This window comes from Pelagirhabdus alkalitolerans (genome assembly GCF_900096905.1).
Taxonomy (GTDB): domain Bacteria; phylum Bacillota; class Bacilli; order Bacillales; family Amphibacillaceae; genus Pelagirhabdus; species Pelagirhabdus alkalitolerans.
Window position 1 is genome coordinate 254,571 of the sequence record NZ_FMYI01000001.1, and the last position, 13,251, is coordinate 267,821.

The window sequence follows — 13,251 nt, forward strand, 5'->3', positions numbered from 1 at the left end:
CCTATTTACTTCCCTCTATCTTACAAATAAAAACATCATTCACACCAAAAACGAGCGCATGTGCTTAAGAGCCAAAAAAAGACACCTACATGAGTAGATGCCTTTTTAATAGATTGTATTATGCTTTTGTCCAAGTGTCGTTCATTTCAACGCCCGCAGCTTTAAACATTGTATAAACTGGGCAACGTGATTCTACTTTTTCTTGTAATTCTTTAATACGCTCATCTGATTCAGATGTTGTCACTTTAACATTAACCGTTACTTCTTCAAAGTATGGGCGTACATTTGGGTCACCCATGAAACCGCGTGGATCAAATGATCCTGAGATATCGAATGAAAGGCCTTGTAAATCAAACTTCATTTCTTTTGCTGCAATGTGAGCTGTTACGTTTTCACATGATGATAAAGAAGCAAGTGTGTTTTGCATTGGGTTAGGGCCTGAATCTTTTCCTCCCATTTGTGAACCTTCATCTAATACAACTTCGTGCTTGCCTGTTTTAGCTGTGATTGCTAAACCTTCGTTTTCTGCTTTTACGTTAAATTTCATTTTTTGCATAATTAATACCATCCTTTTTTTAGTTATTTTAAGCCTTTTGGGGCTTTGTATTTTTAAGTTGGCTTGACTCTTTTTGAGCAAACCAATTCTTAAGCGCTAGTTTCCCATAAATCGTAATACCTTGTTGCTGCACAACAAATGCGATAGTGACAATCAATGCTGCCTCAGCACCAAATGACGCTACAGCTAAACCAATCGCAATTGATAAATTTCTTAAAACAGTCCCATTAACAAGAGCAATGCCATCCCCTCTATCTAAAAACTTCACAGCAAATAGTGTACTTACAGCGAAATTGATAAAGTAGAAAAGAATTAATACAAGTGTCGCAATGAGGATCAGTTCCAAGTTGTTCACGATCATATCTGCTCGTGCACTCACACTTACAAACACAATGTAGAGCATCGCCCAAATACTAATCGGCGCTAATGCAGGTTTAACACGCGTTTTGAACTCTTGCATCGTGAACTTTTTCATTAAAAACTTAAACGTGACATGTCCTAATAACATCGGAATAAACACAACCATTATAATGGTTCTAAATGTGCCTAATATATCTACTTCAACTAATTGACCGACCATAACAAGTAAGTACCATGGCGTTAATACTGAACCAAGCACTAAACCAAACACAGTTAACTTAACAGCAGCTGGGACATTTCCTTTGTGGATTGCTGTCCATGATATTGTCATCCCACTTGTCGGTAAAAGAGCCGAAAGGGCAAGACCTGCAAACATGTTAGGGTGATCACTTAATAGAGTCATTCCTAATCCATAAGCAATGAGCGGTACAATCAAAAAGTTAATAAGTAAAGAATATAATAGCACTTTGGATCCCTTAAGCGATGTCAGTTCCTTGTAGTTAAATCCGATCATCGTAACATAAATCATTATAATCGTTGCGAACAATACTGTAGGTTGTAAAACTGTTGTATCAGCAACTGCACCTATTATAAAAGCCAAAACAAGTGTAAGCGGAACACTTAACATTAGGTAGCGTTGCGGAAAAACGTATAACCGATTCATTTCTTTAACCTCCTCATTTACCCCAAAGGGTATAAATATACTATAAGGGGTATCTAAGGATTTGTCAAACCCTTTTGCTCAGAAAAATTTTTAAAAGCTATAAACGTTGATATAGAGCGTTTATAACACAATGATAACTTACCTTTTTATTTCTTTTATCATTAAAAAAAGTAGCGGTTTTATTTACTACCACTACTTTTGATGTTCCCACTATAAATTACTAATAAACAAACGAATAATATCTGTACCTGCGATAACCGTTCCCAATGTACTACCAATGTTGGCTAGCATCACAATGAGTAAAATACGTGTCACTTTATTCTTCCAAAAACCCTTAACGGTATAAACATCTTCACTCAGTTGCTCAAAATCAGATACTTGAGGCGTTCTCACATAAGCTTGGACAATCCCTGAAAACCAACCCGCTGCCATTAAAGGATTTAGTGACGTGATCGGCGCCATCACGAGTGCAGTTAAGATCGATAACGGATGACCTAAAGCGATGGCTACACCAATTGCTGAAAACGTACCGTTCCAAAGCAGCCAGCGTGTCATTTGCTCATACCCTGCATCCGGATTCATCATAAACGTAGCAAGTACAAGTAGCACAATCGCAACAGGAATGCTCCACCCTATACGTTTGGGCCATTTAGATTTTTTAGGCTTCGTTGTTAGCTGATCTAAATCATGTTCTTTTTTCAACTCTTCTTTTATACCAGGCACGTGCGCCGCACCTAAAACAGCGACAATATGTGTTCCTGGTGCTCGTTTAATTTTTTCAGCCAAATATTGATCACGTTCATCAATCAATGGACCTTTTAAACGTGGAAAGGCTTCTGTGAATTCACTTAAAATCGCATCAATCGAATCTTGGCTTTTCATCTTTTCTAACTCTTCTTCTGTAATGTCTTCATTAGAAAAAATACCGGCCAACACTTGTGTCAGTAAGGTCATCTTCCCTTTAAAACCAATGGATCCCCACACTCGCGCGAATGTTGTTTGGATATTACGATCAGCTAAGACAAGCTCTGCACCGACTTCTTCAGCCGATTCGATACCTTGAATCATTTCTTGACCCGGCTTAATATCAAACTGCTTAGCGATTCGTTTTTGAAAAGAAGAAATGGCTAAATTCATAAGCAATAACGTTGTTTTCTTCTCTTTAATCACTTTAAAAATGTCCATGTTCTTCCACTTGTTGCCGTCTACAATTGATTGGTAACGCCCTTCATCTAATTCAACACAAACAGCATCCGGCTGTTCTTCTTTTATTACCTCTTTCACTTCTTCAGCACTATATTTAGAAACATGGGCAGTTCCGATTAAGACATATGTTTTCCCATCTTGTTCAATTCGTGTAATATGTTGTTCGTTTTGATCCATGCAAGCAACCCTCTTTCACCGATAATCTGCTCCCTAGTATAACGTACTTTTCATTTATTGAATATCGATTTAATGAAGTCTTGATCTCATAGGCTCGCAAACTTGTCGTGTGACAAATATCCGTTATCTTACACATTGATTGATTCAATCACTCGACTTGATTATTTTATCGTTTCAATCCTAAAAAGCTTCAATTTATATCGTATTTTTACGATTTCAAACTAGAAAAAAAGGGAATGATCACAATATGCGATTGTTTTAATCGTTGTTTTATATTGTTATCGTTATCATTATACACTAGACTAAACGTTAAGGCTTTAAGTTCAAAATTGTTTGACAATTTAAAAATCGATACATTCGAAAGGAGCAAAATTGCATGTCTAACGAAAAAGCACTAAATTATGTGAATGATGTGTACGAAATTGTAAAGGAGCGTAACCCAAACGAGGAAGAGTTCCAGCAAGCCGTTAAAGAAATATTAGATTCATTAGTACCGGTATTTGAAAAGGAACCAAGTTATATTGATCATGCGATCCTAGAACGTATGATTGAACCTGAGCGTATTATTTCATTTAGAGTACCTTGGGTTGATGACTCAGGTAAGGTTCATGTAAATCGTGGTTTCCGCGTTCAATTTAATAGCGCGATTGGTCCATATAAAGGCGGATTACGTTTCCACCCATCGGTTAATGCAAGTATTGTTAAATTCTTAGGATTTGAACAAATCTTCAAAAACTCACTAACAGGCCAACCAATTGGTGGCGGTAAAGGTGGATCTGACTTTGAACCAAAAGGGAAGTCAGACAATGAAATTATGAGATTCTGTCAAAGCTTCATGAGTGAGCTTTCAAAACACATCGGTCCTGATACGGATGTACCAGCCGGTGATATCGGTGTTGGCGCACGTGAAATTGGTTACCTATTTGGTCAATACAAAAAAATGCGTGGCGGATATGAAGCTGGTGTGTTAACAGGTAAAAAACCTGATTTCGGTGGAAGTCTTGCACGTACTGAAGCGACTGGATACGGAACGGTTTACTTTGTTCAAGAAATGCTTAAAGGAAAACAAGATGACCTAAACGGCAAAACAGTTGTCGTATCAGGTTCAGGTAACGTATCAACATACGCAATCGAAAAAGCAACTGAACTTGGCGCAACAGTTGTTGCATGTAGTGACTCCAATGGATACATTTACGATAAAGAAGGCATTAACCTCGATACCGTTAAACGCCTAAAAGAAGTCGAGCGTAAACGAATCAAAGCCTATACTGAAGAACATCCAAATGCAGAATATCATGAAGGGTTTGAAAACATTTGGACGATTCCTTGCGATATTGCTCTGCCTTGTGCAACACAAAACGAATTAAATGCAGAATCTGCTCAAACACTTGTGAAAAATGGTGTTAAAGCTGTTGCAGAAGGGGCGAATATGCCATCTACACTTGATGCCATTAACGTCTTCCAAACAAACGATGTCTTATTCGGGCCTGCTAAAGCAGCTAATGCTGGCGGTGTAGCTGTATCAGCGCTTGAAATGGCTCAAAATAGCTCAAGAATCGCATGGAAGTTTGAAGAAGTCGATGCGAAACTTCAAGAGATTATGAAAGATATCTATAACAACAGTGTCAAAGCAGCTGAAGATTATGGCAAGCCAGGGAACCTTGTGGTTGGCGCAAACATTGCTGGTTTCTTAAAAGTAGCGAATGCAATGGTTGACCAAGGCGTCATTTAATAAATACTCATACAAAAACAAGCAGCGATATTAGGTCGCTGCTTGTTTTTTATTTAGAAATGTTTTTGCAAACTTGATTTTGACATTTTATACATCACAGCCCCAAACACAATACCACCAAATAACCAAGTCATTATACTAAAGGCATTTAAATTAGGATCTCCTGCTGATAAATAAGGAAGAATATACTCCATAAAGACAAGCATGAAAAATCCCCATTGAATACCCGCTAATATAGATTGTTTTTTCATTTGTCTCTTTTTCTCTTCATACTCTGCTTTCGTTACACAATCCGTTTCATCCAAGTGCTTTTTCCTAACACGAACGGTAACTGTAAGCGCGTAAGCCATATTAATCAAGAGAAGCGCCGGTGTGATCCACGATAATGTATTTTGCACCGTATCTACAATTAAACTTGTGACCATTAAAATCATCGTTAAATACCACAATAAAACACCTGTTGCGGCTAATTCTTTATGAATTTCTTGTGTTTGGTACTCATCCCTCTCGTCTACTGCTCCAATAAAACGATTAAGTATTTTGTCCTTCATTGTCGATCTCCTCCCAAAATAATGTATTTAAATCACTTTCTAATGCTTTTGCTAATGCAATACATAAAGATAAAGATGGATTGTATTTATTATTTTCAATCAAATTGATCGTCTGTCGAGCGACTCCTACTTGTTTAGCTAGTTCAATTTGAGTCAACCCTCTATATTTTCTGTACACTTTTATTTTATTCAAATCCCTCCACCTTTCATCGGCTTTCATCTTTAAGTACATTATATATGACATTTTTGATTTTTGTCAACTATATATGACATTTTTAATATTTTTCGATATTTGCAATTAAACACATTATATTTATCGGAATTATGTGTTATAATATTCTTATTCATGAAAGGGGTGGCTTCAGTGAAACAAATTCCTATTATTGATTTACGCAGTTTTTTATTAATTATTGTCGTCATTACGTTAATTATCCTCATTTAAAAAAGCAGCCATCACCTATTGTTTAGGTTATCGCTGCTTTTCTTTGTCATTAAATTATATAATTCGTTTAGGAATCGAACGTTTTAAAACCTACAATTATGCCCACCACATATCAGCGGGTTGGTCGTAAATCATCACAGATTTTAAGTTCTCTACCGCACGCATAAACCCTTCTTCAATCGACATAATCGGATCTTCATGTTCGATACTAACGACATGATCATAACCATACGTACGAAGCGCACTCATAATGTCACTCCATACTTTCACCGAATGACCATACCCGACAGAGCGAAACGTCCACGCACGTGATTGAACTTCACTATAGGGCTGCATATCCGTTAACCCATACATATTCACATGGTCTTGGTCGATATACGTATCTTTCGCATGGAAATGGTGAATCGCGTTAGCCTTACCTAAAATTTTAATAGCAGCTACCGGGTCAATGCCTTGCCACCACAAATGACTTGGATCCAAATTAGCGCCGATTGCTTCACCAGTTTGTTCACGCAACTTTAACATCGTGTGTGGTGTGTGCACTAAGAAGCCTGCATGTAATTCCAAACCAATTTTTACGTTATGTTCTTCTGCTAGCTTGTTAATCTCTTTCCAATACGGGACAAGCTTCTCTTCCCACTGCCAGTTCAATACTTGACTATACTCTTCTGGCCAAGGCGTGACGGGCCAATTTGGATACTTGCCATCTTCTGAATCACCAGGCGTTCCTGAAAACGTATTAACAACTGGGACATTTAGTAAATTCGCTAATTTGATTGTTTTGACTAACGTCTCATGTGAGTCTTGTCTAAATAAATCATTGGGTGAGACTGGATTTCCATGACAACTTAACGCACTGATCGTCAAGCCTCTTGATGTTACCTTCTCCATAAATGCTTTTCTTTCCGTTTCATTTTCAAGTAGAGCATCCAGTTTTAAATGATCATCACCAGGATATCCACCTGTCCCAATTTCAACTGCGTCGAGTCCTGCATTTTTCACATGGTCTAACATGTCTTCGAGATTTTTATCCGCAAATAATACCGTAAACACACCTAGTTTCATACTTATTGCTCCTTTAATTGTTATTTTTATTGCAACTTATAATTGAATGGTATGGCCTTTTTCACTCGATTCGATCGCTGCAAGAATCATGTTAAGCGATTTTTTTCCTTCTTCTCCATCAATCAATGGTTTCGTGTTCGTTCTAACCGCTTCAACAAAATGATCAATCACACCTGTTGAAGTTTGCTTCCCTTCCTCATTCGATTGAATCTTGCCGAGTTCGTAATTTACTCGACTTCCATCTGTGTACGCGGCCATTAAACTATAGGTTGGGTCATCTTCAAGACGGAGCTCGCCTTTTTCACCGTAAATAATTGTTGAGTTATCTTCATTTGCTCGATATGCCCAGCTAGCGGTTAACGTTCCAATAACACCCGATTCAGTCTTTAATAAACAAATTGCATTATCATCCACCGTAATGGCTTCTTTAGCATTTGTTTCGACCATGGCAGATACATGCGTAAATTCTTCACCTAAAACATAACGGAGCAAATCAGCTTTATGAACGCCTAAATCCCCCATCGCTCCTAAAACCGCTTCATCCTTTTTAAAGAACCATGAATCTTTACCATCTACACTCCAACCTTCAGGACCACCATGACCAAATATCGTCTTGAAGCTATACACTTTTCCGATCGCGCCTTGTTCAATCAGCTCTTTCGCTTGTTGATGAGAACGGACAAAACGTTGATTATGGGCAATCATTAACTGTTTGCCATTCTTTTCAGCCGCTTCGATCATTGCTTCTGCTTCTTCGGTTGTTGTAGCCATTGGTTTTTCACATAACACATGCGCCCCACTGTTTAGTGCTGCGATGGATACCGGTGCATGTAAATAATTTGGCAGACAAACACTGACTAGATCAACCGCTTCATTCGAAAGGAGCTCTTCATAATCTGTATAGACGCGTCCACCATAAACGCCCTGCATCGCCTCAGCACGCGACATGACGCGATCACAAAGTGCCACAATTTCGACTTCACTGTTTCCGGCGTATTCCGGAAGATGACGGTGCTTGCTAATACTTCCACACCCAATAATCGCTGCTTTAAGTTTACTCATGATCAACAACTCCTTCATTTTTTAAATACTGGTAGCTTGTTTTGATCGCTTCAAATGGATCACCATCTGTTTGATCTTGTTCGACAATCCACACATCTGGTTGTGCGGTCGTTAAAATCGATTTTAAATCTGTCCGTCCTGTCCCAAGAGGGGCAAAGGTTTCGCGCTCATCTGATGACATATCTTTTAAGTGGAGGAGCACCAACTGATCTTTATAACGACTAATCCAATCAACAGGTTTTTCTTTTGCCTTTTGGATCCAATACACATCCAGTTCAAGTTTGAGTCCATTCACGTTTTTAAGTAGATAAGAAAGGACACTTTCGTTATCACGATATTCTTCAAGTTCAAAATCATGATGATGATACACAAGCACCATGCCATGTTGAGCTAGCTCACGTTGAATCGATTGTAAAATGGAAGGTAAGTCTTGATAGAAATCATAATTACGGTTTTCTGGCAAAATATACGGACAAACCACTCGCGTATTACCCAGTATTTTCTGCTCCTTGATGACTTCATTTAAACGATTCGTCAAGTCGTGTAGCGGTACATGATTCCCCGCCACAAACAAATCTAATTGATCAAGTGTTTTTTTAACTTCCTCAACGGTTAAATCACCATACCCCGCAAGTTCGACACCTTGATACCCGATTTCTTTTACTTTTTTTAATGTTGTTGCCATGTCTGTTTCGCATGCCTCACGTAAAGTGAAGAGTTGGATAGCTACTGGTATCATCCCATCACCCTTTCTTTGAAATTGATTCTATAGCTTTTGAGTTTCCATAATCCGGTTGATGAGCATCTGTTACATTAAGCCAGTTCACTGCATTTTTGATCACGGTTTGAACCTTTTCATTATGATAGGTAGGATACGTCTCGTGTCCTGGTCTAAAATAAAAGACTTTTCCGCGCCCCCGCTTATATGTCGCGCCACTTCTAAAGACTTCGCCACCTTCAAACCAACTTATAAACACCAATTCATCGGGTGTGGGGATGTCAAAGTGCTCACCGTACATCTCTTCTTTTTCGAGTTCAATGTAACTTCCGAGTCCCGATACAATCGGATGCGCCGGATCCACGACCCATAAGCGCTCGCGATCATCTGCTTCACGCCATTTCAAATCACACGTTGTGCCCATTAGAGATTTAAATATTTTTGAAAAATGCCCCGAGTGAAGCACCAACAGCCCCATGCCTTCTAGCACGCGTTGCTGTATTTTTTCTACCCATTCATCTTCTACTTCGTCATGCGCTAAATGTCCCCACCAGATTAAGACATCTGTTTGGTTGAGTAGGTCATCAGATAATCCATGGTTAACCTCATCTAGCGTTGCAGTTGTCACATCATGCCCTGCTTCGGTTAAAAATTTCTTAATCGCTCCATGAATCCCTTCTGGATAGATGCCACTTACTTCAGGATTCTTTTTCTCATGTCGATTTTCATTCCATACGAGAACCTTCATTCTTCCCCTCCTCATTTAGTAAAATTGCACTCACTTTTCGTCAATTAAATTAACAATTTAAAAATGAACTCGCTTTTTCTCTTTACCTGATTGATAAACTGCATTAATCATTTGTTGCGTTTTTAACGCTTCCTCCGCTGGTATATCAAGGTTTTCAGCTTTGCCTTGTAACACATCATAATAATTGTTGATTTGTTTAACGTGGCTGACACCCCAATAACCCTTTACACCTGAATCATAAGTAAAGGTCTCAAGCGGGTTGTTCTCAGCTACAAACGTTCTGCCATCTTCTAATGAAACAGTTGCTGTGTCGGCTACCATTTTGGCAATTCCTTTCTCGCAGTGGAGTTCAATCTCAACTGGCGCATCATAGGTGTAGTAGTTAATCGCATGAAACGCTGTAACAACACCATTTTTATAAGCAATCACACCCTCTGCAGCATCTTCCACCTCAATAATTTCATGAGCTCGGTTACTAATTGATGCATCCACATACTTCAATTCACTATCAACAAACCAGCGCATTAAATCCATCGTGTGGATCGCTTGATCAATAATGACACCGCCACCTTCTTTGTCCCATGTACCTTTCCAATCACTGTTTTGGTAATATGCATCAGATCGATCCCAGGTCACTTGTAATTTAGCGGATTTAATTTGACCCAAATCACCTGAAGTCAACATATTTTTTATCAGTTGCGAACCAGGATTATAGCGATTTTGGAAGATAACACCGAGTAAGACATCATTCTCCTTAGCTCCACTAATCATCTGTTCTGCATCTTCATAGTGAATGGCCATTGGTTTTTCTGTTAGAACGTGAATTTTTCGCTTTGTTGCTGCATCTGTTGCAGGTCCATGTAAATAGTGCGGCAAGCAAATATGTACCACATCAAGTTCTTCTGAATCCATCATTTGCTCATAATCGTCATATGCTTTGACGTTGTATTGAGCGGCCTTCACCTCAGCTCGGTCACTTTTCACATCACAGACCGCTACGAGTGATGCATCACCTCTTTCTTCTATACTCGCTGCATGCATCGGAAAAATATTTCCACATCCGATAATCCCTACTTTTAGATTTGTCATCATCATCCACTCCTTATCATTAAACGTTTTCAATATCTGATATAACTTTAAAATAAATTGATTAACTTCATCTTACTGTTTATTTAAGTTATTTAATATAGATGATATAATCAATTCATATCCGATCTTGCTAATAATGAAAGGGAGTACTTTTATGATTATTCATCACTGTAGCTATTCATCTCATAAAAACGGCTATCACGACAAACGTATAAATGGATTCGATCAATTTTTAATACGCCTACAAATCGAAGGAAAAGCGCAGGCCAGAATAGGAAAGCATACATATTCACTCGAGCAAGGAGATCTGATATTCGTTCCTCCTAACACACATTATCAGCTCACGATTCATCCCAATCAGCTCAGTGGCGATTACCATTTGTTCGTAAAGGGAGACTGGTTAAGATCTTGGTGGAAAGAACTAGGACAGCCTAATTTCGCCTCACTCTCCACTACCGATCCGATCGTTACATTGTGGCGCCTTCTTTCGACCGAGAATTTACGTCCTACTCATGAACAAACGCAAGCATTAAATACGCACTTACTTAAAAGCATCCTATTAATGATAAAAGAAGAAATTAATGCCCGTCACTCCATCCAGCGTCCATTTATCGTGACACGTATGATGCGTTATATCGAAGAGCACGCGTTAGAGTCTATTACCCTTGAAGATGTTGCAAATGAGGTAGAGTTGAGTGTTTCACGTGCTAGCCATTTATTTAAAGACCACACAGATAAAACCATGATCCAATATGCTCAACACATTAAGTTAGAGGCTGCTATTAACCAAATGAAATATACCAATATGACCCTTGAACAAATCGCATTGATGTGTGGTTTTGGTAATTATCCTTATTTTCATCGCCTCTTCACTCGAAAATACGAGTTGTCACCTAGCCAATATAGAAAGGTGTATTGATTAATTCATGTACCTTTTAGTTGATAATCTAAAAAAGCAGCGACAACCTATCTTTTTAGGTCATCGCTGCTTTTATTGATTAATGTCGTTTATAAATACCGAATGCAAATGGCTCAAGTTTCATACGCCCATCTGATTGAGATATATTTTTCTCTGTAAATAACGGCTCAGCTCGCTTGTTTAAAGCTGTCGGCATATCAATAGTTTGATCATTAGCTGTCGTATTCATAACAATAACGAATTGTTCTGCATCGTTTTCTTTTGAGTAAACAAGTACACCTGATGCTTCATCTGCGTCAATGAATTTAAATTGACCATATGCACCAAGTGCGGGATTTGATTTGCGAAGTTCAATCAATTGCTTTACAAAATGCAATAAGTCTAGATCTTGCTTTTCTTCATCCCATATCATACAACCGCGGCTTTCCGGCTCCTCTCCACCTTCTAAGCCAATCTCATCACCATAATACAAACATGGTGAGCCTAAAAAGGTTAACTGAAAGGCATACATTAATTTCACACGCTCTTTTTCACCACGTACTAACGTTTTAATTCTTGCTGTATCATGACTATCAAGTAAATTAAATTGAACATCTTGTACATGGTCAGGATACATATGCAACAAATGCATCATTTGATCCTTAAAGTAAGAAACCGACGATGTACCATCAAATAATTCAAGAACATTTTCTGTGAACGGATAATTCATAACAGCATCAAATTGATCGCCTCTTAACCATGGCATCGAGTCATGCCATACCTCGCCTAAGATATATACGTCTGGATTAGCCGATTTCACTTCTTTTCTGAATGCTCTCCAAAATTCATGATCGATTTCATTTGCTACATCTAAACGCCAACCATCAATATTAAATTCTTCAATCCAATAACGCGCCACCTTTAACAAGTAGTCCTTAACTTCTGGATTTGCTGTATTTAGCTTAGGCATATTTGATACAAATGCAAATGTATCATAATTTGGATAAGGCGTTGTTTGTACTGGGAAGTCCCAAATGTGGAACCAATCTTTATACGGAGACTGTTCATTATTTTTAAGGACATCTTGGAATGGTTCGAAATAATATCCACTATGATTAAACACGGCATCTAACATCACTTTAATACCACGCTCATGACATTGGTCAACTAGTTTTCTAAATGTTTCTTTATCTCCAAACTGTGGATCAATCTCAAAATAATCAATTGTATCATATTTATGATTTGAGCCCGCTTTAAAAATAGGACATAGATAAATACCGTTAATACCTAATTCTTCTAAGTAATCAAGGTGATTTAGAATACCTTGAAAATCCCCACCGAAGAAATCTTTTGATTCAGGCACTTTCTCATCCCAATTATATGCATTTTCTGGACTCAAAGACGGATCACCGTTCCCAAAACGTTCCGGGAATATTTGATACCAAACCGTATCTTTCACCCACGCTGGAGCTTTGAAAGCATCAACCTTGTGTATGTACGGCAAACAAAAGTAAGCATTAATTTCTTCAGGTGGTTTCGTGTAGTGACCTTTACCTGTTAAATACGTCACTTCACCGTTTGCTCCTTCACAACGAAATCCATATCGCATGCGACGATAAGGTGGTTTAATTTCGATTTTCCAATAGTCTAGAGTCTTTGTTCGACCAGAATGCTTTACTTCTGTCAATTCATATTGCCACGTTTCCTCTTTAAAGTTATAAGGGTCTGCCCAAATTAATTGGACATTTTTCAAATCATACGCCCTTGATTGAATCATAATGTGAACTGTACCATCATCATAATGGTAAGCGTATTGATTCATCGGCTGATGAAAGATTGCTTCTTTAATCATGACGTCATCCTCCTTTGTTTATTCCTTTTATTTAGCGCAATCGCTTGCCAATAGGTTGAATTTCTTTGTATCCGCTTTTGTCATTCCTACTAATAAAGCTTAAATTAATGATAAACGCTTACATTATAGTG

13 protein-coding genes are annotated in these 13,251 nt (G+C 38.3%); 2 read left to right on the forward strand and 11 right to left on the reverse strand.

Annotation, left to right across the window (positions count from 1 at the left end):
- Nucleotides 1–118: 118 nt before the first annotated feature.
- From BLR62_RS01145 to BLR62_RS01155, 3 genes are all read right to left on the reverse strand, one after another.
- Nucleotides 119–556, reverse strand: coding sequence for an OsmC family protein (locus BLR62_RS01145; RefSeq protein WP_090792048.1), 438 nt, complete (start codon nt 554–556; stop codon nt 119–121).
- 28 nt (nt 557–584) lie between these two features.
- Nucleotides 585–1,580: an arsenic resistance protein gene (locus BLR62_RS01150; RefSeq protein ID WP_090792051.1), complete on the reverse strand. Its 996-nt coding sequence runs from the start codon at nt 1,578–1,580 to the stop codon at nt 585–587.
- A 210-nt stretch (nt 1,581–1,790) separates the two neighbouring features.
- On the reverse strand, nt 1,791–2,963 hold the full coding sequence (locus BLR62_RS01155) for a TraB/GumN family protein (RefSeq protein ID WP_090792054.1): 1,173 nt from the start codon (nt 2,961–2,963) through the stop codon (nt 1,791–1,793).
- A 376-nt stretch (nt 2,964–3,339) separates the two neighbouring features.
- Between BLR62_RS01155 and gdhA the strand changes: the two genes are divergently transcribed.
- Nucleotides 3,340–4,695 carry an NADP-specific glutamate dehydrogenase gene (gene gdhA / locus BLR62_RS01160; protein WP_090792057.1) on the forward strand — a complete coding sequence of 452 codons (1,356 nt, stop codon included), beginning with the start codon at nt 3,340–3,342 and terminating at the stop codon, nt 4,693–4,695.
- A gap of 53 nt (nt 4,696–4,748) precedes the next feature.
- On the opposite strand, the gene BLR62_RS01165 is transcribed toward gdhA, so the two are convergent.
- From BLR62_RS01165 to BLR62_RS01195, 7 genes are all read right to left on the reverse strand, one after another.
- Nucleotides 4,749–5,246, reverse strand: coding sequence for a DUF3278 domain-containing protein (locus BLR62_RS01165; RefSeq protein ID WP_090792059.1), 498 nt, complete (start codon nt 5,244–5,246; stop codon nt 4,749–4,751).
- A complete protein-coding gene (locus BLR62_RS01170) occupies nt 5,227–5,439 on the reverse strand; it encodes a helix-turn-helix transcriptional regulator (protein WP_090792062.1) in 213 nt (70 codons plus the stop codon). The genes BLR62_RS01165 and BLR62_RS01170 overlap by 20 nt, the downstream gene beginning before the upstream one ends.
- A gap of 345 nt (nt 5,440–5,784) precedes the next feature.
- The gene (locus tag BLR62_RS01175; protein ID WP_090792065.1) at nt 5,785–6,753 is read right to left on the reverse strand and encodes a sugar phosphate isomerase/epimerase family protein; all 969 of its coding nucleotides are present in this window, start codon (nt 6,751–6,753) and stop codon (nt 5,785–5,787) included.
- A 36-nt stretch (nt 6,754–6,789) separates the two neighbouring features.
- Nucleotides 6,790–7,815 (reverse strand): Gfo/Idh/MocA family protein, encoded by a 1,026-nt coding sequence (locus BLR62_RS01180; protein ID WP_090792068.1) that lies wholly within the window; start codon nt 7,813–7,815, stop codon nt 6,790–6,792.
- Entirely contained in the window at nt 7,808–8,554 is a 747-nt protein-coding gene (locus BLR62_RS01185) for a sugar phosphate isomerase/epimerase family protein (protein WP_090792071.1), read from the reverse strand. The genes BLR62_RS01180 and BLR62_RS01185 overlap by 8 nt, the downstream gene beginning before the upstream one ends.
- 4 nt (nt 8,555–8,558) lie before the next feature.
- Nucleotides 8,559–9,281, reverse strand: coding sequence for a ThuA domain-containing protein (locus BLR62_RS01190; protein ID WP_090792074.1), 723 nt, complete (start codon nt 9,279–9,281; stop codon nt 8,559–8,561).
- 57 nt (nt 9,282–9,338) lie between these two features.
- Complete coding sequence (locus BLR62_RS01195; protein ID WP_090792076.1) at nt 9,339–10,370, reverse strand: Gfo/Idh/MocA family protein; 1,032 nt, start codon at nt 10,368–10,370, stop codon at nt 9,339–9,341.
- Between the two features lie 154 nt (nt 10,371–10,524).
- Between BLR62_RS01195 and BLR62_RS01200 the strand changes: the two genes are divergently transcribed.
- Entirely contained in the window at nt 10,525–11,289 is a 765-nt protein-coding gene (locus tag BLR62_RS01200) for an AraC family transcriptional regulator (RefSeq protein WP_090792079.1), read from the forward strand.
- 79 nt (nt 11,290–11,368) lie between these two features.
- Here the strand turns inward: BLR62_RS01200 and BLR62_RS01205 are convergent, their stop codons facing one another.
- Nucleotides 11,369–13,120, reverse strand: a complete 1,752-nt coding sequence (locus BLR62_RS01205) for an alpha-glycosidase (RefSeq protein ID WP_090792082.1) — start codon at nt 13,118–13,120, stop codon at nt 11,369–11,371.
- Between the last annotated feature and the right edge of the window lie 131 nt (nt 13,121–13,251).